This is a genomic window from Eisenbergiella massiliensis (assembly GCF_003435485.1).
Window position 1 is genome coordinate 248,477 of sequence record NZ_QVLV01000004.1, and the last position, 22,283, is coordinate 270,759.

Here is a 22,283-nt window from a genome sequence, read left to right on the forward strand (position 1 = left end):
GACAGTCATTTTCTTCTGTTATGATGATAGTACTTGTGAAACAGGAGGAATTTACATGGAAGTATTAACGGTCAGAAATCTGACAAAAACATATGGCAAAGGGGACACTGCCGTAACTGCCCTTAAAAATGTGAGTTTTCAGGTAAACAAAGGAGAATTCATTGCAATTATAGGCTCTTCCGGGTCAGGCAAATCTACACTTATGAATCTCATCGGCGGAATCGATCGCCCTTCTTCAGGCACCGTGACCATTGACGGAAAAGATATCTACAGCCTGGACGAAAGCCAGCGTGCCATCTTCAGGCGCAGGAATATCGGTATGGTGTTTCAGTTCTATAATCTGATCCCTACGCTTACGGCGGAGGAAAATATTATGCTGCCGCGTCTTTTGGATAATCGCAGGCCTGATCCTGAAAAGCTCTCTTACATTCTTAATATGACAGGGCTGGCCGACCGGAGGACCCATCTGCCAAGTGAACTGTCCGGAGGGCAGCAGCAGAGGGTGTCCATTGGGAGGGCGCTGATCAATGATCCTGCTTTTATTCTGGCGGATGAGCCAACAGGTAATCTGGACAGCAAATCCGGCAGGGAAATTATAGACTTGCTGCAGCTTGCGAATAAAAAATATCACCAGACCCTTCTATTGATTACCCATGATGAAAAAATTGCCGTCATGGCAGACAGGATCATCACCATCGGCGATGGAGAGATTATTTCAGACGAGGATTTGAAGGCTTCCCGTTCGAAGGGAGGCCGCATGGTATGAATGTAATTGCGAAGCTTTCCCTCAGCCAGGTAAAGAAAAATAAAAGCAGGACTTTTTGGGCAATAGCTGCCATTGTTTTGGCAACCGCGCTGACCACCTGCGTTTGCAGCCTTGTGGCCAGCGGTAATGTTATGCTGATATCATTTCTCGGCGAGGATTATGGCATGTATGCCGGCGCCTATAAGAGCCTGCTGCTGATTCCGGCGTTTTTTCTGGGCGCCATTATTTTTATTATGGCGGTGGTTGTAATTTCCAATGTGTTCCGTATCAGTGCAGGGGAGAGGATTTCCCAGTTTGGCACATTAAAGTGTGTCGGCGCTACAGGCCGCCAGATTATCAAGTCTGTCCTGTACGAAAGCATCTTTTTATCCGTGCTTGGCATACCGATTGGAATCCTTGCAGGACTCTGCCTGACAAGAGGCGGCGTGGGCGTGATCAATCTGTTCCTGGATGAATTGAATGCCCTGTCCCATATTATGATAAAGGATATATATTTTGAACTGAAATTTGTAATCTCCTGGCCGTCAATCCTTATCTCTGCTTTTATTTCTTTGATTACAGTCTCGATATCGGCATGGCTTCCGGCGAGAAAGGCGGCAAAAAGTTCCGCCATTGACAGCGTAAGGGGAAGCGGGGAGGTCCGAATCAGGAAGGACGGAAAAAGGAAGGGCATAAACAGGCTTACAGACTCTCTGATACAGAAAACATTTGGCTTTGAAGGAGTGCTTGCAAAGAAAAACATCAGCAGGAACAAACGTAATTTCAAAGCCACTGTGATAACGCTTATGATAGGGATTATAATGTTTATCGTCCTTGGTTCCCTTAACGGCCTAGCCGGCGGTCTGGAGAAGATACTTTATTATGCTACCTCCCATACGGTGACAGCGGACTACCAATCTGCCAGGACGCGCAGGGTCAATGAGAATACCGGACGGTGGGAAAGTATCTATCCTGCCCCCATAGATTCAACGCTGGGCAATTCCATCACAAAGGAATTGGAAAAATATGACGGCGGGGATGTATATGGTATGGGTCAGGATTATGACACCTATGTTGCAAAGCTTCCCGCCGCTTATCTGTCCGCTGATATGCTCCGTGTAAACGAACTGGCCGGGCAGGACAGCTATGAACTTGATGTGGAAATCATTGTCCTGGACGATCAGCATTACCGTGAAGTGTGCAAGAGGGCAGGTGTCAGTGAAGGGGCTGTCATCTTGCTGAATCATCTAAGCTATAATGATAAAGGCTATCTAAAAGATATCACCCCCTATTCCGGCCAGCTGCAGCGGATCCGGCTCTTTACGGCAGACGGCAGCAGCAGGGAAGTGGAGATACAGGCGCAGCTTTTAAAGGATGAAATCCCCACTGAATTATTTTACCCGAAAACCAATCCCGTAAGGCTCATAGTTCCCGGCGCCACCGTCCGGGGATACTCCTGGATGAATGCTCCCCGGGATACTACCGGCTATATAGAATATGCAAACAGTGTTTTGGCGGAACATTTTCCAAACCAGGAGAATGCGGATTACATGGAATCCGGCTTCAGCGCAAGGGTGTATATGACGCGGGACTATGTGCGTGTGATGAACATTGCCATTGTACTGGTAATTGATTTTCTGTATTGCTTTACTGTATTTCTTATGCTGATTGGTTTTACCAACGTTGTCAGTACGCTGTCCACCAATGTATTGATGCGCGCAAGAGAATTTGCCGTTTTGATGAGTATCGGCATGACGCTGGAAGGTTTGGAAAAAATGCTGGCGCTGGAAAGCATCCTGTGCTCGCTGCGGGCCATAATTCTGGGGCCCCCCATTGGTCTGGCGCTTACCTATCTGATCAATCTGCCCATAAGAAGCATGTTCCCCATTCCCTACAGGATTCCGGCTGGCCCCATGCTGATCTGCAGCGCGGCTGTTTTAGTCATTACTTTAGTGATAACAAAAGCGGCTACATTAAAACTCCGTAACCAGAATCTGATTGAAACCATAAGGGCGGGTGGGATATAGCCCGGCGTTAGCGCGATATTCATCCGTTTGGATTGCAGGTGTTAACTTAGCGTAGAACCACCCAAAAGAAAAGAGCCGATCACCATGAGTATTAAGTTCATAGGTTATCGGCTCTGCGTCTTTGCATCTGGCTCTTTGATAACTGACAAATGAAATTGTTTAATGCTGACTATAGCTTTCTGCCTGCACTTCGTACAGAACAGCGGAAAATTTTCCAGAACTGTTTCTTCCCGGATTTTTAATCTTGTCTTTTTCCGCATAGGGGGCATAATATCCATTCTTCCGTATTCATGTCCTGCCCCCTTTCAGTCTGCGTTTATTTTTTCGTTCGTTTTTCGCATCCCTGCGTTCACATGCTGTCAAGGTGTTTCGTTCCGGGCAGTGGTGGTGTTCGCGGCACGCGTCACAATTCCCGTATCGAATACACTTTGTCCTTTTGCAGGGACAGTCTGCATTTTCCATATCCTTTTCCCCCAATTAACAGGTTTGATTAGCTCCTTTTCCATTCCGGGCGTTTGTCAATAACGCAACATCTATTTTCAGTGTATTGGCAATTACCTGTGGAAGATAGTCTAAGTTGTGAGCTATGTTTTCACGAGTCAGGCGGCTGCCGCGGTTGAGTGCGCCTAAAGAACCGTCAATAATATAATTCGTGTAAAACTCCGTGTTTTCAATGGCTAAAATCCCGTCCTCTATTCCCTTATCCAAAACAGACGCAAGCAATGGAGCCAGCACTGAGGTCATCTGTCGGGTCAGCCTGTTCAAAATGACTTCGTTTGAAGCGGTAAAGAAAGCCTCCATACCGATTGTTTGTGAGGACATTTCTCTGATTACATCTAAAATAGCGGCGAATTTGCCGCTGAAAGTGATTTGGGGATCACACAGCAAACATGCTGTTTTTTGCGTATACATCACTGCCCATTTTTTAACAAGCACATTTAGAAGTTCCTCCTTGCTTTGATAGCAGCGATAGAACATTCCTGTTGCCCCGCCGGCTGCCTGCATAATATCGGAAACTGAGGTTTCCTCATAGCCTTTCGACAGGAACAGATTTTGTGCCGCATCTAAAATTTCATTTTCCCATTGTTCGGGTGGTTTCTTTGCAGGCCGTGCCATTTTATCCCATTTCTCCTTATCTATAAATTAATGAACTTAATTCAATAACTATTATACGCCATATAATTCATTGCGTCAATGCTTTCCTGCATCATAAGCCGCCCCATAAGATTGTTGGGAAACATTGCCTGTTCTGGTGACGGTATTGCCTTCGCGTCCGTTTTATGTGTATGCTGAATTAGATTCTGTCATTAAAAATTTACTGGCAGGCAAGAAATGTGACACACTGCTGTCGCATTATGTATGATACAATAAATTATTAACGGGAGGTGGCAAAATGGCAATTGAGCTGACAAGTGCAATGGTAAAAGAATATGGAATAAAAGCGGGAGCAGATGTGGTTGGTATTGCCGCATCCAAGGATTTTGACATGGCGCCGGAAGGCTTTAAACCCACAGATGTACTGCCGGAATGTCTTTCAGTTATTGTCTTGGGTGCTTCATTTTCACCGGAAGTGCTTAACGACGCGGCAGAATATACCGCATGCCGTAATGAAATGCTTACCGGAATGACGAATATGGCCAAAGTGGTTGCAAAACGGCTGAAATCTGATGGCTATAAAACAAAAGTCATAAGTGCATCGGGCGGTAAATGGGTGGAATGCGGCGGCCGGAAAGAGCAGTTTGGATATATTTCACTGAAACATGCCGCAGAAATAGCAGGGCTTGGGGTCATTGGAAAAAATTATTTGCTCACCAATCCCCGGTTTGGCAACCTTCTGTGGCTCAGCGCAGTTCTTACCGATGCAGAACTGACGCCGGATGAAAAAGCGGGATTTACCATATGTGATAATTGTAGCATATGTGTTGAAGCCTGCCCTGTGAGAGCATTGGATGACCTTGCCTCATTCGGTAAAAAGGAGTGCTCCAGCCATTTCAAAATAGTAAATAAAAAACTGGAAATACAATGCTATTTATGCCGGAGGATATGTCCCCATGCTTTTGGGATAAAGGCCGGCACTTGAGGGGGACCGCTGCCTTCAGTCATCAACGGAATATATCGGTTTTTTATAAAATATATGTTTCCCTTGCCGAAGCTCCCCTGGCTTGCTAAAATAAAAACAGGGATAGTAAACAGGTAAGGAAAGCTGTTTTCAGAGAAATACGAAATTGAGTTATTCAGGAACCACAGTGCAGGCGGAGGGGGAAAGAAAAAAGGAGGAGGTTAAGCATGTTTGATATTGATGAAATTATACGTCGGGCCGAAGCCGCCAGGGATGCGGCGTCGCAGCAGCTTAATGAGTCTATGGAAAAGAGCCGGAAGATAGCGGAGCAGACAATGGCGGACACCGAAAAAGCGGATGCCGAAAGGACGGCCGCCGAAAAAACGGCCATGGAGGAAGTTGCCGAAAAACAGAAGGCGGAGGAACAGTCCGCTGGTCAGGAAGCTGCCAACCAACAGCGCCAGGTAGAGATATTGGGCCAGATGTTCAGCCAGGAGGCCATGGAACAGATGGCGGCCAACCAGGAGCAGATTCAGGCAGAGATAGCCCGCCAGGTTGCCGACTGTGCAGCCATGGGCGTTGAGGACATGATGAACCAGCTTTTCGGTGAGGATATGGGAATCATCTCTGCGGCTATGGAGACTCTGGCCATGGAAGAAGATGAGGATGATGAAGAGGAGGAACCGGAGCTTACCCTGGCATTGGAGCAGGAGCTTTACCGGGTTCTGGAGGAAAAGCTGGCCTGGCTGGACACACTGCCGGAGCCGGAACCGGTTCCCTATGCAAAGAATGATCCCAGGTGGAGCCGTTTCGGCATCCTGCTTTCCGGTATCATTTCCACACTGAATGATCATGATCTGGACGGAATGGACGTAGAGGAGCACATCCCCGTTCTGGAACAGAGGATTGTATCCCTGGTGCGCCGTTCCTGGGGCATCAATGGGCGGGGAGAGCTGCTGGACACGGTACGTTACCTCACCCGGGAAGGATATGCCCTGCGCTACCAGCTCTATTGTGAGGCAGAGACGCCGGAGGAGCTTTTTGAAGAGGATACGGACGAAGAAGAACAGGAGTCGATCTGCCGGGGCTGGCGGTTTGTGCAGCATTTTAAGAGCCGGTACCGCCCTGAATTCCTGCTGGGCTGGGACATAGGACGGGCGGCTATGCTGGCCCGCTGGGGCTGCTATCTGGGCTGGATCACCGAAGGCGAGGCTGTGGGTATTCTGTGGGAGCTTTCACAAAAGGCTGTCCAGGAGCTGCACAGCTGGCGGGAGTTTGCCCGGTCATACATATTTGGCGGCCTGATGTGGAAGCTTATCTGCGGCGACGGCGCGGCGGAGAGCTATCTTGGCTATCTGGCAGATGCCGCAACCGATCTTCTTACCGGAAGCGCTGAGGAGGAGGAAGGACAATGGAGGGAATGCCCATGGCCGGAAGCCCGCAGAATTGGGTTCCGTGTGTAATTCCCTCTTTGGGGGGTTTCAGAAAAATATTTTCAATCAGAGATAAGAATGCTATGAAATAAGTATCTTACAAATATCTTCTTATTAAATCATCAAACCACAATTGCACTTCAATATAACAATATTTCCTTTCAATTTCACTCATATACTCGTCAAGTGTTCCATGATAATGTGTAATTTCATCTAACAGCATTTCTTTTGTAATAAGCAATATTTTTCCGGTTTTTTCAATCATGGCACTGCTGTCACCATAAGTAAAACTAATTTGCTCTGAGGGGATATCTGCAAGTGGTAATTTTACAGTTGTACCGTATCCAAACCACTTATTTAAATATTCACTGCCATTTAATACGAATGAAAGAGGGTGTTTTTCTTTAGGTTTACCGCCCAAAGTAACAAAGGAGGAATGTATGATATCGTCAGCCTTTAGCCTTCGTGGATAGTAGTTTTCAAAATCAGCAAAGCGGTAAAAAGCTTGGGCTTCAGGATTATTTTCTGCTAACTCTTTTGCTTTTTTAAAAGCTTGCTCTTTGGGCAATCTCATAATATTCTGAAACGGCCTGCAGTTCGGGTGACAGTAGTTCACAATGTAAAGCTCATTAGTATTTATCATTCTTTTGTACCTCTTCTAATTATTAAAAGCTGTATGGATTTACAGTTTTCCGGTTGCGTTTCGATTGGCTTATACAGTTTTTTGTCTGAGAAAATTATACCATATCCTTTGCTGATTTTCTAATGATCTCAGATATTGCACTTTGGACAAGGATGTAAATGGCGGTTACAATAAATGATTTTTAGAATACACATGCAGAACTGGCAAATGAAGATTGAATTGTGCCTCTGTTGGTGTTACAAAAACAGATCCCTGTAATGAGCCTGCCATTACATAGAAGCGGCCACATCAGCCATCCTTGCCAACGATAAAAGGAATGACTGTGGTGTCCCTGGTATTTTACAGGCCTCATAGGAAGTCCGGTAATACAAAAAATGAATAACACACCAGTTAGAATAGGCATTAGACAAAACCGATCCCCAATTTTATAATTATAATCAGTAACGGCAGACCATTTGTCATTGAGAGGAGATTTCATTATGAGTAATATTTTGGTTGCATACTTTTCGGCAAGCGGGGAAACGGCACGCCTGGCAGGGACACTGGCAGATGCTGTGGGCGGGGAGCTGTACGAAATTAAGCCGGCGCAGAAGTACAGTACCGCAGATTTGGACTGGAACGATAAGAGAAGCAGAAGTACTATCGAAATGAAGGACAAAAAGGCAAGACCGGCGCTTGATGGCTCTGCGGCTAATATTCAAAAGGCGAATGTTGTCATGCTCGGTTTCCCAATCTGGTGGTACGAGGCGCCCCGCATTATTCAAACCTTCCTGGAAAGCTATGATTTTTCAGGGAAAACGGTTGTTCCATTCTGTACCTCCGGCGGAAGCGGATTAGGCAATACCGTGGATATTTTGAAAGAGTCCTGCTGCGCGGAAACAAACTGGAAACCCGGCAGACGTTTCAGCCCGTATGCGGATAAGGCGGAGCTTAAAGCATGGACGGAGAGCCTTGGACTGTAACATGAGAAATACAGTAATACGGTAATACAATAACATAGTAGTACAGCAGGCAGAGGTAAGCGGGAGAACTGAAAAAGACTGCGAACCCCCTTCCCTGTTATGCCAAAATGAGACAATGCGCGGAGGCTTCTGCGCATTGTCTCATATTAGGAAATTCTGAGCTTTGGTTTGAGGATAGGAAAAGCTTCTCACTGCGCCAGCACCTGAGGAATATAGGCTCCGTACCCTTCCTCCTCCATCCGGGAGAGCGGTATAAAACGCAGGGAGGCGCTGTTGATGCAGTATCTGAGTCCGCCGGTTTCTGCGGGGCCGTCCTCAAACACATGTCCCAGGTGGGAATCACCGTCATGGCTACGCACCTCAATGCGCTTCATGCCGTGGCTGTTATCTTCCTGCTGTGTTATGGCCTCCGGCTCCACAGGCTTCGTGAAGCTGGGCCAGCCGCAGCCGGAATCGAATTTGTCGGCGGAAGTAAAGAGCGGTTCCCCTGTGACGATATCCACATATAATCCCGGTTCGTCGCTATCCCAATATTCTCCGGTGAAGGGCCTTTCCGTGGCGGCATTACGGGTTACCTCATATTGCAGCGGCGTCAGCTCTTCCCGCAGTTTTTTTTCCGGAATGCGGATTCCCACAGTGCCGTTATCGCGTACTATCAAATCCTCCAGACTGGAAAAATCTATATGGCAATAGCCGCCCGGGTTCTTCTGCAGATAGTCCTGGTGGTAATCCTCGGCCGGATAGAAGTTTTCCAGCGGCGCAAGCTCTACCGCCAGCGGCTCGGAATAATCATTCTGTATTTCATTCATGACAGGCTGAATGGAAGAACGGTCCTTTTCCTGTGTATAAAAGATTCCGGTCCGGTACTGTGTGCCTCTGTCATTGCCCTGCCGGTTGAAGCTGACGGGATCGATTATTTTAAAATACTGTCCGGTCAGTACGCGCAGGGAAACCACCGCCGGATCATACCGGACGCGCACCGTCTCCGCAAAGCCCGTGGTATTGGAGCAGACCTCTTCGTAGGTCGGCTGCTCAGTATTGCCGTTGGCGTAGCCGGAAACCGCGTCATAGACGCCCGGAATTCTTGAAAAATATTCTTCCACACCCCAGAAGCAGCCGCCTGCAAAATAGATTTCTTTTAAATTTTCCAGGTTCATTTCTGTTATTTCTATATTACTTTCTCCCATGGAAGATACCTCGCTTTCTGCCGTTAAGGCTGAATCTGCCTGCAAATTATCTGCTGTGCCTTTAAATACTGCAGAGCAGATAAAAAGAAACAATGAAAATAAGATAATAGATACAATAATCTGCTTTAGTTTCATAGAAATCCCTCACTCCATACTGTAATAATAGCAGTTACAGTATGGAGTGTCAAGCAGCTTTTATCCATACTATCAATTTTATTCATAGTATCACCAGATTGGTGATTGTTTTATTCTGAAAAAACGTGTATTATGGTTAAAAGTCAGGAGGGTTATGTATGAGAAATAAAACGGCGGTTTACATTTTACACCGGCTGGCCAGAATCTAGAATGACTATGCCTGGGGCTGCGGCGCTTACTACATGATTCCCCAGTTCCAGCACTGCTGCGCCGGGATTATCGGCATTGCTGCCGCTGATTAAGAGCGTTTTACGGGAAGAGGAGAGGGATAAGATGGTAGAAGGTGAAAGCCGGCTGGAACAGCGGGCCGGTGCATTGGACAGCGCGGCATCCGGCATCCTCATGGGAGGAGCGTACCTGTTTGTAGTTTTTTGTGCGCTTCAGGGTTCTCTTTCCGCAGGGGCGGTGGTGCTTTTTGCCTCAAGTATACCGTTTTTCTGAAAGCCTGCTTTGTCACACTTGTTCTTCAGACTGCGCACCGGTGAGAAAATAACGGCGGTGGGGATGAATGGCAGCGGAAAGACCATGCTGGTAAAACTGCTTTGCCGTCTGTATGATCCTTTTAAGGAAACCATACTGCTGAATGGGACGGATATCAGAGAATATATATATGAGGAATATATGCAGCAGTTTTCCGTGGTGTTCCAGGATTTTAAGCTTCTGGCGCTTCCATTGGGGGAAAATGTGGGCGCTGCCCTGGATCCCATATCTGAACATGAGATATACAGTGGGTTCCGCAGACTGATTGGTGAAAAAACCGCGGTTTTCATATCACACCGCCTTTCTTCCTGCCGTTTTTGCGATGATATTCTGGTTTTCCATGAAGGAACGCTCGTTCAGCGGGGAACGCATGAGGAACTGGTGAACGTGAAAAATGGAAAATATGCCGAGCTGTGGCAGGCGCAAGCCAGGTATTATGAGGATGGCGCGATGGCTGGGGAAGCAGGATAACCAAAGCCTTTTAAATTCTGCGGCTTCCTGGGGGCAGTGCTGCCGGCCTGGGCCATGCAATTGGGGCCGTTGTACTATTTATTAGTATGCGGCCCCTTTCTCATGCAAAATTAATCGGATGGATTTTCTGATAGCCTGCTGGCATTATTTTTTATAAAATTGCGCGGTAAATAGTGGCAATAAAATCTGCCGCCTTTTTCATCTGTTATTTACAAAGATAATTTTCCTGAACCTGATTTTATATAACCCTTATTTCATGAAAATAAATCATTTATCTTTAATAAATGAATTTATAAATTAATAAAATTAATTATATAATTAAAAATATTAATATTTTCATTGACATATATAAATTATAAGTTTATATTGAGAATATGGAACGTGATGAAAAGCGAAAGGAGGAAGCGGCATTATGAAAAAGGTTATCAGCCGTTGTCCGGTGTGCAATAATGAGCTCACAGTGGCCCGTCTGAAATGCGAGTGCTGTGATACGGTAATTGAGAATAATTTCAGGCTCAGCAAATTTGATTATCTTTCAGACGAGGAGCTGTACTTTACGGAAACCTTTATCCGCTGCCGGGGGAATATCAAGGAAGTGGAGAAGGAGCTTGGAATTTCCTATCCCACGGTACGCTCCAAGCTGGATACTGTGATTAAGAAGCTTGGGTATGAAGCGGAGACGGACGCACAGACAGCGAAGAGGGATGAGATACTCAAGGCCCTGGAAAATGGGGAAATAACAGCTGAACAGGCTATCGCCCAGCTGAAATAGAAGAAATATAGAAAAATGGAGTAACAGTACAGATTCGTCCGGACTGTTTCAAAAAAAGGAGATTGGCTATGGATGAGCAGTTAAGAATATTAAAAATGGTAGAAGAAGGAACGATTACGGCGGAACAGGGGGCAGAGCTGATGGCGGCCATGAACATAGAATTGCCCGCAAGGCAGACTGCCGTGGAAAAGAGCAGCTATGATAAAAAGATGCTCCGCATTATTGTGGACAGTGTTACCGGCGATAAGGTGAATATTCAGTTCCCGGTGGGTGCGGTGAGGAAAATACTGAAGGCAACGGGTAAGCTGCCCATTCCGGAGCAGAACCTTCAGGGGGTGGATCTTGAGGCTGTCATGGAGGCGGTTTCCGAATGCCTGGATGAAGAGATTGAAGGAGACTTTGTTAATGTGGCGGCATCGGACGGAACGACCGTAAGGATATTTATTGACAAATAGAAGGGGCGGATATGAGAATAAGGGTCAGGACAAAGGATATTCGCCTGTTCATTCCGATACCGGATGCCATGGTCGGATTTGCGGCAAGGTTTATTCCTGAGAGGGCATTTGAGGAAATGCGGGCCGGTACGCCGGAGCCTTACCGCAGCCTGGTTACGAAAGAGAATATCAGCATGCTGCTGGGGGAATGCCTGGAGGTAATAAAGGAAAATAAAGGGCTTGAGGTGATTCATGTGGAGGCGGCAGACGGGACGTTTGTGTCGATTAAGCTTTGACGGGGAACACATGACTGCGCATACCGGACAGAACAATGGCAGCAACAGAAAAACGTTTTTGCTGTTGCTGCCATTGTTCTGTCCGGTTTTTGGTACGGGTCATTTTTCGTTATTCTGCGGTTTCGATTCCGTTGTTTTTGCTGGAAAAGCTTCCGGTATTGCTTTCATATTCTTCCTGTGCGGCAATACGCAGGCCGGTCAGTTTTCCGTATCCGTTTTCATCAGGCTGTTTATAATCCCTGACAGTATACAGGTCAATGGTGCCCTCTGCATCCCAGTTACTCAGATTGCTGCTGAACAATTTTTCGCTGTCTGCAGGCTTTGCATCAGAAGTCCGGCTGTCCCAAAACAGCCTCACCCGCTTTCCCTCATAAAAGAGGGCTTTTTTTGTTTCATCATATTTCAGTCCGAATGCTTCATATACGTCAAACATATTTGCGCTTTCCCCGGCGGAATATTTTGTGTGTCCGGGAATGTCCCTGGTATTAAATTCCGTGGGAGATAAGGCCTCCAGCCCGGATAACTCATAGGAATTCGCAAAATTTCCTCTGATCGCGCGGACATCCACAACGCCGCTTTCCTCATAATACCCGATTGCCTTTGTACTGAAATTTTTCGTGGGAACAGCGTCATTAAAACAGCGTACTAATTCACCGTTATAATATAATTTGCCGGTTTTTTCTTCAACCGTTAAGCCGAAGGGCTCATAAACGGCATATAATTCCGGATCCGCCTGGTTTTGGGTAAAGGTGCTTTCCACAGCGTTTTCCCCTGGATTTTTGTTGGAAGCAATTGCGGAGGTAGCAAACATACCGGCGGCTGTAAAAATGATCAGACAGGCCAAAATAATTGAAAATAAAGTGGTCCTTTTAGTCTTCATAATGGCGGTTATCCTTTCTTCAATCGAATTTTTACTGAAGCTGCTGCATAAGGGAGCCAGGCCGCTTTTCTTTTCCTCCATAGCAATCAGGACGCGTGCATAATTGGCTTTTGCATCCAGGCCGGTGTGCCTGATAACGGCCTCGTCGCAGGCCAGCTCGATATCCCGGCTGAAAAGTGAATACATAATCCAGACCGCCGGATTAAACCAGTGAATGCATAGCGCGGCGGTGGCGAACAGCTTTTTTACCGCATCAAAACGGCGGATATGCACAAATTCATGCAGAAGAATGTATTCCAGCCGTGGTATATTTTCCCAGTCGCTTTTTGCCGGCAACAGTATGACCGGATGTAACATTCCATAGGTAAGGGGGGCCGAAATCCTGTCTGACTGCCGGATGGAAACGGTCCGCCTCAGCGTATGCTCCTTCAGACATTTTTCCGTGAAATCGCTGCAGACAGGAAAAGATGCCTGAAATTCCATTCGGCAGTGCAGATAGGTTATTATAAAAAAGCCTGCGCAGAGTATGCTTCCCACACACCAGATTACGGCCCGGACAGAAATCAGGGGTGCCGTATCTGCAGGCAGCCATGGGGCAGCTGCTGTGGCGGCAGCGGGCAGCCTCTGCACGCCGGCAAAGACTCCGGCAGAGGCTGCGGGTTGATTTACCAGGGAATACACGCTGAATACGGATGGAATGGAAAAGGGGATAAGCAACCGGAAAAGAACGATTTCCCATAGGGTTAAAAAAGTCCTTTTGGGCAGTTTATGAATTGCCGCCGCCCGGAGAATTACAACTGCCAGGATAAGGACTGCTCCGGAAAAGCTCATTTGCAGCAGAGTCATGGTTAACTCCTTTCACAGTTCTCCCACAATCTGTTTCAGTTTTTCGATCTGCTCGGCGGAAAGCTTCTTCCTGCCCAGCAGGGCGGTAAACAGTTTGTCGGCGGAACCGTCGTAAATTTTGTTGATCAGTTCATCGGTTTCAGCTTTCTGCACCTCCTCTTTGGGAATCAGTGCATGACACATGAAATTCGGCTCGGAGCGTTCTACAGCCCCTTTTTTAATACATCTCTTTATCAGGGTGTAGGTGGTGTTCATGTTCCAGCCGACTTCCTTGCTGAGAACGTCGGAAATGTGTTTGGCTGTGGTATCGCCTTCCTTCCAGAGTACATCCATTACTTTTAATTCAGAGTCGAATAGTTTGATATCCATAGGTATCAGCTCCTTCCATAAGACTGCAGTAGTATATGTGTAATTACACACTACTACAGTCTTATGGGTTTGTCAATAGGGCAGAAGCTTAAACAAGGAGTGAAAAGTAATAAAAATACAGTATTTATGGCGGTAATAGTTACCTTGCCATTCAGGGGGCATTATGATAACATAAAACACAACAGTAAAGACCTGGTTTTTAAGACTTAATCTAAACAGGAGAATTGCCATACCTGGAAAGGAGTATGTGGAATATGAATAACAACAGGCGTTATTTTAATACCACAGGGGCATGTAATCCGCAGCTTCATTACATGGTTGATATTCAGGGACGTCTTGAAGAAATAAAGAATCTGGTAGATGCAGGCAAATATTTTACGATTAACAGAGCCAGACAATATGGGAAGACTACGACGATAAAGGCATTGTCAGAGTACCTGGAGAATGATTATGTGGTAGTTTCTCTTGATTTTCAGAGAATGAGCAATGCGGAATTTGCAGATGAATATATATTTTCAGCAGCCTTTGCAGCTTATTTTTTGAAAACTGTACGGAATAAACGTAATCCTGTACAGGGATTAAATAATGATATTTTAGATAAATTAAGCAGAATTGCCGATGAAAATTCTGCTTTTTCGCTTGGAAAATTGTTTGCTGTTTTAAGTGAATTATGTGAAACGGCGGAAAAGCCGATAGTTTTAATTATTGATGAGGTAGACAGTGCGGCCAATAATCAGGTTTTTCAGGATTTTCTTGCACAGCTGCGCAGTTATTATCTTGACAGGGAGAACAGTCCTGCTTTTTGGTCCGTTATTCTTGCCGGAGTAAATGATGTAAAAAATATAAGGAATAAGATTAGGGCAGATGAGGAGCATAAGGTAAACAGTCCGTGGAATATTGCCTCTGATTTCAGGGTGAACATGGGCTTTACTCCAGGTGGAATCAGGGGAATGCTGGAGGAGTATGAGGCGGATAATCATTCAGGAATGAATGTGGAAGAGATAGCCGGTTTGATTTTTGACTACACATCCGGTTACCCGTTTTTGGTTTCCAGACTTTGTAAGCTGATGGATGAGGAAGTGGCAGGCAGTGTGAGCTTCCCGGATAAAGCTGCTGCGTGGACGAAGGAGGGGTTCCTGGAGGCGGAAAAGCTTCTGCTTTCGGAAAAGAACACGTTGTTTGAGTCGTTAATGGGAAAACTGAATGATTATCCAAGCTTGAAGCGGAAATTATATTCAATTTTGTTTGGCGGTAAAAAGCTGGTTTATAATCCGGACGATCCGGCGGTTGATATTGCAGTGATGTTTGGTTTTGTGAAAAATGATGGTGGGACGCTGAGGATTGCAAACCGTATTTTTGAAACAAGGCTGTATAATTATTTCCTGACAACGGATGAAGCGCAGAACAGTGAACTGTTTATTTTTGCGTCCGATGATAAATCTCAGTTTGTACAAAATGGACATTTGAACATGGAACTGGTTTAATTTCAATGGAAAGAAGGAAGTTGGTGTGAAAGAAATCCATATTGGAGACAGGGTTCTGATAGAGGCTGTAGTCTGATTTCAAAATGCGGCGAACAATATTATGCGGGGGTGAAGTTACATGGGGAATATTGTCAATGAATGGTACGAAACAAAGAAAAATGTAGACGAAATGGTACATTGGGAAAAACCAAAGCTAAAAAAATGGGAACTGGCTGTTACAAAGTTTTTCCCTGCTGAAGCAAAAATTTTAGATGTTGGCTGCGGGTTAGGCAGAGAAGCCTTTGTCCTGTCAGATATGGGATATAAGGTTAAGGGAATTGACATTTCTCAGGAAGTTATTGATCAGGTCGTGCCGTTCTCTGTTCAAAAAGGGTATGATATTCCTTTTAGCGTGTATGATGGACATAAGTTACCTTTTGAAGCGGATTCTTTTGACGTCGTTATCATATGGGCGCAGACCTTTGGTTTACTATATGGCAATGAATACAAGCATGAATTCTTATTGGAATGTAAGCGTGTTTTAACAAACGGCGGATTATTGAGTTATTCAGCCCACGATTACCGGTTTTTAATGGAAAATTATAAAAACGTTATGAAAGGCCGTAAATTTTACCCCTACGCTGATACAGAGCTTTATTGGGAAACTTTTGAGCCTGATGAATTAATGGCTTTTGCAAAAGATGCCGGATATACCCTTATACTTTGTGAGAAAGGCGAAATATATATACCGGAGGATGGTACTATATTACATTGTTTGTGCAGAAAATGAGCATTTTGCCAGATATACCTTCTTGTTAAGAAACGATATAAAGAGTTTATCAAAAGGCGGAGAAATGATAGAAAAATTTACAGTTTGATGGTAAAATATATATAAGGAACCGACAAAATGGGACTTGTGAAAGGAGTTCACTAAAATGATAACAGATTCTTTCGACAATCAAACAGAGGCTATCATCGAGCCGCAGAGAAAAGCAGATATACCTTCAGTCGATGTGATGATTATCACATTTTCATATATCATCGAGGAATACATAAAGGAACATTTCAACTGCACGCAGATTGAGACGTTGTTCTCTGCCACGGGACTTACACCTGTTTATCAGATAGACTATAAGGGCAAAAAGATCGGATTCTACAAGACATATATAGGTGGCCCTGGTGCGGTAGGTCTTGTTGAGGAGGCTCTGTCGAAGGTTGATACGGATAAAATCATTATGTTCGGCGGCTCAGGCTGTCTTGACAAGGATATCGCGAGAGGGAAAATTGTGATTCCGACAGAGGCTTACCGTGACGAAGGAACCTCCTATCATTATGTTCCTGCCGCCGATTATATTACCCTCAAAAATTCCCATGTTGTAGCCGGGTTTATGAAACAGGCAGGTATTCCGTATGTTCTTGGGAAAACATGGACTACCGATGCCATTTACCGGGAAACAAGAGGTAACTTCGAAAAGCGCAAACAAGAGGGCTGTATCGCTGTGGAGATGGAATGTGCATCTGTTCAGGCGGTGTGTGATTTCCGAGGTGTGGAGTTCTACAATTTTTTGAAAAGCGGCGACCTTTTAGATGCCCCCGAATGGGATCCGCGGTCTGAATTAGGCAATAACGGTTCACAACACGACCCTCGGTATTTTATGATGGCACTTGACCTTGCCTGCTTTGTTTCTGATAAATCTATCCGCTGAAATATATTCTTTAAACACTGGTAAAGGCCTATAAAACGATTTTGGTCTGTAAAATAAATAAAAATTATACAGGATATAAAGTAACAGCAGCCCTGGCTGTTTTTCCATTGCCAGGGCTGCTGTTTCTTTTTCCATATTTTATTTCTCTGCATGCCATGAAGTATACTTTCAGGCACCCGTAAACTTTTCTCAGCCGTCCCGCTGTCACCAAACCCTGTATTTCCCGCTCAGGGCCAGCAGTGCGAACAGATACAGGCAATTGTCATAATACCGTCTGTCACCTGTACGCAGCGGTGTATTCCAGAACTTCATAACACAATCCCTTGCATACTTTCCGTCTGAAGCCAGGGAAGCCTGGGCGTTAGTGGCAATAACTGCAACAGGGTGAAGCGCCTTTTTATCCACCGGGGTGCCGTCTATGAGAAATACGCCGTCCTGATTGTCCCGTGCCGTTTCATAATAAAAGGTCTGCAGCCTGTCCGCGTTTTCCTTCTCCCACGGATCGCAGGCAAACCACAGGTAGTCCAGGCCGATGTTGGCGATGGTGCGGTAGGCATCGCTGTAATACCAGTCATGGCGGTCTTTCTGTCCCGGCTGGCTCCTCACGGGAGTCCCGTCATATTCCGCGTATTCGGCGCACAGCCCGGTAACAGGGTGGCAGGCCTTCTTCAGATATTCCCGGCTTGCGGCGGCAGCCTGTTTCCAGAAAGGCCGATCCTCTTCCTCTGCCCAGAGCGCGAACAGCTCATAAAAATGGGGCAGATGATAGGAAGGGTCTGAAAAATCGCATTCCGTAATGAATTTGATCAGATGGTTCTGCGGGTCCCACATAGGCTTTCCTGTGCCGGGCTGTTCCCCTTTATGTATACAGTCGTGGAGCAGCGCGCGCGCCTGGGCGGAATAATTGAAAATCCCTTCGCCGTCTCCCCAGCGGTGGGAAGCGAAGAAAAGCGCCATGGCGAAAAATTCTTCCCCGTCCGGCGCCGGGCCCCAGGCGTTTTTCGTGCCGTTAAGCGCGCAGGACCAGGCAAAATAGCCTTCATTCCGGCTGCTGCCGTGGGGCGCGTTTTTCAGTGCCTCGGCATCCATATACATGTAGGTTTTCGTCCATTTCCAAATCCGGTCGAATTCCTCCTTTTTGTCCAGCTGCACGCACATCATCATTCCGTAGGACATGCCTTCCGTGCGTACATCGTTGTTGCCGGTGTCGGTAAGATAACCCATATCCGCACCAACTTCGTGGTAAATCCGTTCTTCCTCACTGCCGTAGAACATGGTCTGGAAAGCATCCCTGACCCTTTTCTCAATTTCCTCCTCCGGCAGTCCGCATTCAGCAAATACATTTCTGTAGATTCCTGTTTCAAATGCGCCCGACATAATAATTCCTCCTTGTTTTGCGGAGCAAAATGCAATTTCTTTAGAAATTTGTCCTCTGACGAGCAGAGGAATTTCCTCCTTGTTTTGCGGTAAAATGTGAGTCCATACTGTAAACTGCAATATAAGCTATTTTACTCCTTTACGCCGCCGATGGTAAGCCCTGTAATAAAATATCTCTGTAAAAAGGGATACAGGCAGACAATGGGGAGCATGGTAAGTATGGTGGCTGCCGCACGTACCGAGGTAGGGGTTACGGCGCTTGCCGCTGTGGCGTTTTTCATGGATTCGGCGCTTGCCCCCTGGTTGGTTACGGAGGAGAGCAGCTTCATCAGCTCATACTGGAGGGTGGTGTACTGGTCGCTCATTCTGTTGTACAGCATGGCGTCGAACCAGGAGTTCCACTGGCCTACGGCCACAAACAGCGCGACAGTGGCGTATACCGGCTTGCACAGCGGTGAAACGATTTTAATGAAAATAGTCATGTAGCCTGCGCCGTCCAGCTGTGCGGATTCCTCCAGGCTGTCCGGAATTCCTGTCATGTAGGTCCGGATAACCAGCATGTTGAAAGCGCTGAGCATACCGGGCACGATATATACCCAGAAGCTGTTCGTCAGGTTCAGTCCCTTATAAAGCAGGAACACAGGGATCAGGCCGCCGTTAACATACATGGTAACCACCCAGAACAGGGAAAGCTGGCTTTTGAACAGAAAACGCTTCCGGCTGACGATGAAAGCCAGGAGAGCGTTGGCGGCCAGGGACGTCAGCGTACCGATAAAGGTACGGGCGACGGAAACAACGGCGCCGTTTATCAGGTTGTTTTTATGGATAACCGTTTTGTAATTCTGCAGGGTCCACTTCCTGGGAAACAGATAAATTCCGCCGCGCAGGGCATCGGTGCCGTCATTTAACGAGATTGCCAGGGTGTTCAGCACCGGATACAGGGTGATGACTACAAAGGCGATCATAAACAGGGTATTGATTACGGTAAAAATCTTATCCGCAATCGAGGTATTATATTTTACACTTTTGGATTCGTATTCTTTTTGTTTTGCCATTTTTTCCTTCACCTCCCTAGAACAGCCGCTCTTCGCCGGTATGCTTCGCTATCTGGTTTGCAACGACAATCAGTATGATGCTGACCACGCTCTTGAAAATACCGGCTGCGGTACCAATCGCATAGTCGCCCTGGCTGATGCCCCACTTGAGCACGTAGATATCAATGGTCTGGGATACGCTCTGCACAAGCCCGTTGCCCAGCAGGTACTGAACTTCAAATCCGGCATTGAGCACATTTCCCACATTCATCAGAAGAAGTATCATGATGGTCGGCTTGATTCCGGGGAAGGTGATATGCCTGATTTTGGCCCAGCGTCCGGCGCCGTCGATGGAAGCGGCTTCATAAAGCGAAGGATCGATGGCCGTAATGGCGGATAAGTAGATGATGGCGTTCCAGCCGGTTTCCTTCCACACGTTGGCGAAGGCGACGATCCACCAGAAGTATTTTGGGTAGGCAAAGAAATTCAGCGGCTGGTCCAGGATGTGGAATTTTAACAGCAGCTCGTTTACGATGCCGGTTCCTGAAAGGGCGTCGTGGAGAATGCCCGTAACGATAATCCAGGAAAGGAAATGGGGCAGGTAGGAGATCGTCTGAACCACTTTTTTGCCGGAACGGGATCTGACCTCATTGAGTAAAATGGCAAAGACAATTGCCATAACAAAGGTAAAGACCAGGTTGATGATTCCCATGGCCAGGGTGTTCCGGATGACCCGCAGGAAGGTGGCATCTGAAAAAAGCTGCTGGAACTTTGCCAGTCCTACAAACTGGGAATGCAGAAGGCCGTCCTTTGGTTTATAATTCTGAAAAGCCATCAGCCAGCCGCCCAGAGGCAGATAGCAGAAGATGAAGCCGTATATTACGAAAACTGCGGCCCAGAAAATCAGGACCTTCTGCCGATTTATTTCTTTCCATGTAATCTGTGTTTTCTTCTTGTTTTTTCTTATTCCCTTTGCTGCCATTTTAACTCCTTTACATGCGGCAGGCAGCCGCAATCACTTGACGTAACCGCCGCTGCCTGCAGGCAGTTGCCTGATATTTAATATTCTCCGTTGTCCTTTGCCAGCTGGATTCTTCTGTCCAGCTCAGTCTGCATTTCCGAAAGGAAATCTTCGGGCTTGCAGTCGGAGTAAACCTTCAGATATTCTTCCCAGGCGCTTTCAAAATCGGAAGCCATAACAACCTTGGGAAGGTATTCGTGCTTGATTTCGCCCATCTTCGTCCAGGCTGTACCGCCGGGGGTGGAGGTGGTCATTGTGTTGCTGTAAGAGTACATAGGATACCAGGGTCCGGGAGACGTGTTGGTTCCAATCATTTCCACATAAGTGGAGCAGCCATAGGCCTCCAGGCATTCCCTCACATCCGCCTGTAAGCCGTCCAGGAATTCCTGGGGCTGTTCGGAAGGAGTTGCAGCGTTGATGCCGTCCTGGCTCATGCCGCTGTAGTTGGGGAAGTAGGAATAAGTACATAAGTGGGATGCTTTGTAAGCAGGGTCGGAGGCGTTAACGCGCATTTCCTCTGTTTTGTAAAACAGGCCGTTTTCATCTACATTATAGTCTGCGCCTTCCATACCCCAGTTGCGCAGGGTAAGGACTTCAGGGCTGAGCAGGTCATTGATGAACTGCAGCGCGCCTTCCACATCCTTGCAGCTGGTGGTGATGCCAAGGCCGTTGGCCACATTTAATGCGCCGTCGGAGGTATGCCACATGTTCTTAATATCTTCGGAAATGGTGATGGGCAGCGGAACGTAGTCACAACCCTGTTTGTCAAGTCCCTGCTGTTTTAAGGAATCATTGACAGAGTAAGCGAAGTTCCACCACTGGTCAATCATACCCAGTACACGGCCGGTGGAAAGCTTTGCAATATATTCATCATAGGTCTGGGTAAAGGATTCCGGATCCACGATGCCCTTCTGGAATTCTTCATTCAGCTTCTGGAAGTATCTTTTTGCGGTAGGAGTGGTGTTATAGTCCACAATTTTCATGGTTTCCGTATCCACGATAACAGATCCGTCATTGGGATGGCCGTCCAGGAACTGGGGCGCGTTTTCAAGGCAGAAATATCTCCAGTCATCGCAGAGGATGGTATAAGGGATATTTGCCGTACCGTCTTCCATGGTGGGATTGGCTTCATTATAACGCTCAATCAGGTCAAAATACTGATCCATGGTCTTGATTTCAGGATAGTCCGCCCATTTCAGGACACGGGTCTGAATCCAGAAAGCTTCATCGCCGTGTACGGCGCTCATGTCCTTTTCCCAGACGTTTCCGAACTGGGGAATCCAGTAAATCTTGCCGTCATCCTGGCGTACCTTATCCCATTCCGCATCGGAGTAGAAATTCTTGATGTTGGGATATTTATCCAGGTAATCATCCAGGGCAACCAGGGCGCCTGCCTCATACAGCTGAATCTGTCCATCGCTGCCGTCTATGAAGTCAGGGTATTCACCGCCGGCAATCATGGTCCCCACAGCTTCCTGTGCAGTCTGGCCTGTCAGCCAGGTTTCTTTGACTTTAGCGCCTGTGATTTTGGCAATTTCAGCCTGTATTTCGTTGTCATCGTTGATTTCCGTACCCGGAACTGCAAAAAATGCGGTAAATTCCTTTATGGTTCCGTCGTCTGCCGCTGCGGCAGAGCCTTCTGTCCCGGAAGCGGTGCCTGCGGACGGAGTGCTGGTATCCGCGCTGTTCCCGCAGCCTGCCAAAAGGGAAACGGACATGGCGGCAGTTAAAAGGAGCGCTGTCAGTTGATTCTTTTTCATGTTTGATCCTCCTGATTTTATTCATTCCTGTTGCTTTATTTCCGCGGGCAACGAGCCAAGCAGCCATGCTTGCATGGATATTTGGCGACTGCCGCGAGGGTCAAATACCCCGCTGCTCTGCCC

The 22,283-nt window shown here is 46.8% G+C and carries 22 protein-coding genes and 1 pseudogene; 13 read left to right on the plus strand and 10 right to left on the minus strand.

Going from position 1 to position 22,283, the window contains the following annotated elements:
* Positions 1-55: 55 nt before the first annotated feature.
* Complete coding sequence (locus DXC51_RS08080; RefSeq protein WP_117544253.1) at positions 56-766, plus strand: ABC transporter ATP-binding protein; 711 nt, start codon at positions 56-58, stop codon at positions 764-766.
* Entirely contained in the window at positions 763-2,772 is a 2,010-nt protein-coding gene (locus DXC51_RS08085; protein ID WP_117544254.1) for an ABC transporter permease, read from the plus strand. The genes DXC51_RS08080 and DXC51_RS08085 overlap by 4 nt, the downstream gene beginning before the upstream one ends.
* A 104-nt stretch (positions 2,773-2,876) precedes the next feature.
* Here DXC51_RS08085 and DXC51_RS08090 read toward each other — a convergent pair.
* Positions 2,877-3,064: pseudogene (locus tag DXC51_RS08090) on the minus strand (cysteine-rich KTR domain-containing protein).
* A gap of 185 nt (positions 3,065-3,249) precedes the next feature.
* A complete protein-coding gene (locus tag DXC51_RS08095) occupies positions 3,250-3,888 on the minus strand; it encodes a TetR/AcrR family transcriptional regulator (RefSeq protein WP_117544255.1) in 639 nt (212 codons plus the stop codon).
* A gap of 277 nt (positions 3,889-4,165) precedes the next feature.
* Between DXC51_RS08095 and DXC51_RS08100 the strand changes: the two genes are divergently transcribed.
* Both DXC51_RS08100 and DXC51_RS08105 read left to right on the plus strand, forming a co-directional pair.
* Positions 4,166-4,852, plus strand: coding sequence for an epoxyqueuosine reductase (locus DXC51_RS08100; RefSeq protein ID WP_117544256.1), 687 nt, complete (start codon positions 4,166-4,168; stop codon positions 4,850-4,852).
* A gap of 206 nt (positions 4,853-5,058) precedes the next feature.
* Complete coding sequence (locus DXC51_RS08105; RefSeq protein ID WP_117544257.1) at positions 5,059-6,294, plus strand: DUF1266 domain-containing protein; 1,236 nt, start codon at positions 5,059-5,061, stop codon at positions 6,292-6,294.
* Positions 6,295-6,361: 67 nt separating this feature from the next.
* Here DXC51_RS08105 and DXC51_RS08110 read toward each other — a convergent pair whose 3' ends face one another.
* On the minus strand, positions 6,362-6,907 hold the full coding sequence (locus tag DXC51_RS08110) for a hypothetical protein (RefSeq protein WP_102289294.1): 546 nt from the start codon (positions 6,905-6,907) through the stop codon (positions 6,362-6,364).
* A 479-nt stretch (positions 6,908-7,386) separates the two neighbouring features.
* Here DXC51_RS08110 and DXC51_RS08115 point away from each other — a divergent pair, with 479 nt between their 5' ends.
* Entirely contained in the window at positions 7,387-7,869 is a 483-nt protein-coding gene (locus DXC51_RS08115) for a flavodoxin (RefSeq protein WP_117544258.1), read from the plus strand.
* A gap of 188 nt (positions 7,870-8,057) precedes the next feature.
* On the opposite strand, the gene msrB is transcribed toward DXC51_RS08115, so the two are convergent.
* The gene (msrB, locus tag DXC51_RS08120; protein WP_330413817.1) at positions 8,058-9,056 is read right to left on the minus strand and encodes a peptide-methionine (R)-S-oxide reductase MsrB; all 999 of its coding nucleotides are present in this window, start codon (positions 9,054-9,056) and stop codon (positions 8,058-8,060) included.
* A 468-nt stretch (positions 9,057-9,524) separates the two neighbouring features.
* Here msrB and DXC51_RS29475 point away from each other — a divergent pair, with 468 nt between their 5' ends.
* From DXC51_RS29475 to DXC51_RS08140, 5 genes are all read left to right on the plus strand, one after another.
* Positions 9,525-9,692 (plus strand): hypothetical protein, encoded by a 168-nt coding sequence (locus DXC51_RS29475; RefSeq protein ID WP_180998278.1) that lies wholly within the window; start codon positions 9,525-9,527, stop codon positions 9,690-9,692.
* Positions 9,693-9,701: 9 nt separating this feature from the next.
* Positions 9,702-10,202, plus strand: a complete 501-nt coding sequence (locus DXC51_RS08125) for an ATP-binding cassette domain-containing protein (protein WP_117544259.1) — start codon at positions 9,702-9,704, stop codon at positions 10,200-10,202.
* Between the two features lie 412 nt (positions 10,203-10,614).
* Complete coding sequence (locus tag DXC51_RS08130; RefSeq protein ID WP_025489325.1) at positions 10,615-10,974, plus strand: DUF2089 domain-containing protein; 360 nt, start codon at positions 10,615-10,617, stop codon at positions 10,972-10,974.
* A 68-nt stretch (positions 10,975-11,042) separates the two neighbouring features.
* Positions 11,043-11,429, plus strand: a complete 387-nt coding sequence (locus DXC51_RS08135) for an SHOCT-like domain-containing protein (RefSeq protein WP_117544260.1) — start codon at positions 11,043-11,045, stop codon at positions 11,427-11,429.
* Between the two features lie 11 nt (positions 11,430-11,440).
* Positions 11,441-11,704, plus strand: a complete 264-nt coding sequence (locus DXC51_RS08140) for a hypothetical protein (RefSeq protein ID WP_021638495.1) — start codon at positions 11,441-11,443, stop codon at positions 11,702-11,704.
* A 109-nt stretch (positions 11,705-11,813) separates the two neighbouring features.
* Here DXC51_RS08140 and DXC51_RS08145 read toward each other — a convergent pair whose 3' ends face one another.
* Positions 11,814-13,430 carry a M56 family metallopeptidase gene (locus tag DXC51_RS08145; protein WP_117544261.1) on the minus strand — a complete coding sequence of 539 codons (1,617 nt, stop codon included), beginning with the start codon at positions 13,428-13,430 and terminating at the stop codon, positions 11,814-11,816.
* A gap of 12 nt (positions 13,431-13,442) precedes the next feature.
* Positions 13,443-13,799 (minus strand): BlaI/MecI/CopY family transcriptional regulator, encoded by a 357-nt coding sequence (locus DXC51_RS08150; RefSeq protein ID WP_021638497.1) that lies wholly within the window; start codon positions 13,797-13,799, stop codon positions 13,443-13,445.
* A 254-nt stretch (positions 13,800-14,053) separates the two neighbouring features.
* Here DXC51_RS08150 and DXC51_RS08155 point away from each other — a divergent pair, with 254 nt between their 5' ends.
* From DXC51_RS08155 to DXC51_RS08165, 3 genes are all read left to right on the plus strand, one after another.
* Entirely contained in the window at positions 14,054-15,283 is a 1,230-nt protein-coding gene (locus DXC51_RS08155) for an AAA-like domain-containing protein (RefSeq protein WP_181970060.1), read from the plus strand.
* A 118-nt stretch (positions 15,284-15,401) separates the two neighbouring features.
* Positions 15,402-16,052, plus strand: a complete 651-nt coding sequence (locus tag DXC51_RS08160) for a class I SAM-dependent methyltransferase (protein ID WP_117544263.1) — start codon at positions 15,402-15,404, stop codon at positions 16,050-16,052.
* A gap of 145 nt (positions 16,053-16,197) precedes the next feature.
* On the plus strand, positions 16,198-16,968 hold the full coding sequence (locus DXC51_RS08165) for a nucleoside phosphorylase (RefSeq protein ID WP_117544264.1): 771 nt from the start codon (positions 16,198-16,200) through the stop codon (positions 16,966-16,968).
* Positions 16,969-17,172: 204 nt separating this feature from the next.
* Here DXC51_RS08165 and DXC51_RS08170 read toward each other — a convergent pair whose 3' ends face one another.
* From DXC51_RS08170 to DXC51_RS08185, 4 genes are all read right to left on the minus strand, one after another.
* Positions 17,173-18,345: a family 8 glycosyl hydrolase gene (locus DXC51_RS08170; RefSeq protein WP_117544265.1), complete on the minus strand. Its 1,173-nt coding sequence runs from the start codon at positions 18,343-18,345 to the stop codon at positions 17,173-17,175.
* Positions 18,346-18,476: 131 nt separating this feature from the next.
* Positions 18,477-19,400 carry a carbohydrate ABC transporter permease gene (locus DXC51_RS08175; protein WP_330413818.1) on the minus strand — a complete coding sequence of 308 codons (924 nt, stop codon included), beginning with the start codon at positions 19,398-19,400 and terminating at the stop codon, positions 18,477-18,479.
* 16 nt (positions 19,401-19,416) lie between these two features.
* A complete protein-coding gene (locus DXC51_RS08180; RefSeq protein ID WP_021638505.1) occupies positions 19,417-20,361 on the minus strand; it encodes an ABC transporter permease in 945 nt (314 codons plus the stop codon).
* A gap of 77 nt (positions 20,362-20,438) precedes the next feature.
* Positions 20,439-22,160 (minus strand): type 2 periplasmic-binding domain-containing protein, encoded by a 1,722-nt coding sequence (locus tag DXC51_RS08185; protein WP_021638506.1) that lies wholly within the window; start codon positions 22,158-22,160, stop codon positions 20,439-20,441.
* Between the last annotated feature and the right edge of the window lie 123 nt (positions 22,161-22,283).

Coding starts and splice junctions, on each gene's coding strand:
- DXC51_RS08080 (WP_117544253.1), top strand. CDS start 56: ATGGAAGTATTAACGGTCAGAAATCTGACAAAAACATATGGCAAAGGG.
- DXC51_RS08085 (WP_117544254.1), top strand. CDS start 763: ATGAATGTAATTGCGAAGCTTTCCCTCAGCCAGGTAAAGAAAAATAAA.
- DXC51_RS08095 (WP_117544255.1), bottom strand. CDS start 3,888: ATGGCACGGCCTGCAAAGAAACCACCCGAACAATGGGAAAATGAAATT.
- DXC51_RS08100 (WP_117544256.1), top strand. CDS start 4,166: ATGGCAATTGAGCTGACAAGTGCAATGGTAAAAGAATATGGAATAAAA.
- DXC51_RS08105 (WP_117544257.1), top strand. CDS start 5,059: ATGTTTGATATTGATGAAATTATACGTCGGGCCGAAGCCGCCAGGGAT.
- DXC51_RS08110 (WP_102289294.1), bottom strand. CDS start 6,907: ATGATAAATACTAATGAGCTTTACATTGTGAACTACTGTCACCCGAAC.
- DXC51_RS08115 (WP_117544258.1), top strand. CDS start 7,387: ATGAGTAATATTTTGGTTGCATACTTTTCGGCAAGCGGGGAAACGGCA.
- msrB (WP_330413817.1), bottom strand. CDS start 9,056: ATGGGAGAAAGTAATATAGAAATAACAGAAATGAACCTGGAAAATTTA.
- DXC51_RS29475 (WP_180998278.1), top strand. CDS start 9,525: ATGGTAGAAGGTGAAAGCCGGCTGGAACAGCGGGCCGGTGCATTGGAC.
- DXC51_RS08130 (WP_025489325.1), top strand. CDS start 10,615: ATGAAAAAGGTTATCAGCCGTTGTCCGGTGTGCAATAATGAGCTCACA.
- DXC51_RS08135 (WP_117544260.1), top strand. CDS start 11,043: ATGGATGAGCAGTTAAGAATATTAAAAATGGTAGAAGAAGGAACGATT.
- DXC51_RS08140 (WP_021638495.1), top strand. CDS start 11,441: ATGAGAATAAGGGTCAGGACAAAGGATATTCGCCTGTTCATTCCGATA.
- DXC51_RS08145 (WP_117544261.1), bottom strand. CDS start 13,430: ATGACTCTGCTGCAAATGAGCTTTTCCGGAGCAGTCCTTATCCTGGCA.
- DXC51_RS08150 (WP_021638497.1), bottom strand. CDS start 13,799: ATGGATATCAAACTATTCGACTCTGAATTAAAAGTAATGGATGTACTC.
- DXC51_RS08155 (WP_181970060.1), top strand. CDS start 14,054: ATGAATAACAACAGGCGTTATTTTAATACCACAGGGGCATGTAATCCG.
- DXC51_RS08160 (WP_117544263.1), top strand. CDS start 15,402: ATGGGGAATATTGTCAATGAATGGTACGAAACAAAGAAAAATGTAGAC.
- DXC51_RS08165 (WP_117544264.1), top strand. CDS start 16,198: ATGATAACAGATTCTTTCGACAATCAAACAGAGGCTATCATCGAGCCG.
- DXC51_RS08170 (WP_117544265.1), bottom strand. CDS start 18,345: ATGTCGGGCGCATTTGAAACAGGAATCTACAGAAATGTATTTGCTGAA.
- DXC51_RS08175 (WP_330413818.1), bottom strand. CDS start 19,400: ATGGCAAAACAAAAAGAATACGAATCCAAAAGTGTAAAATATAATACC.
- DXC51_RS08180 (WP_021638505.1), bottom strand. CDS start 20,361: ATGGCAGCAAAGGGAATAAGAAAAAACAAGAAGAAAACACAGATTACA.
- DXC51_RS08185 (WP_021638506.1), bottom strand. CDS start 22,160: ATGAAAAAGAATCAACTGACAGCGCTCCTTTTAACTGCCGCCATGTCC.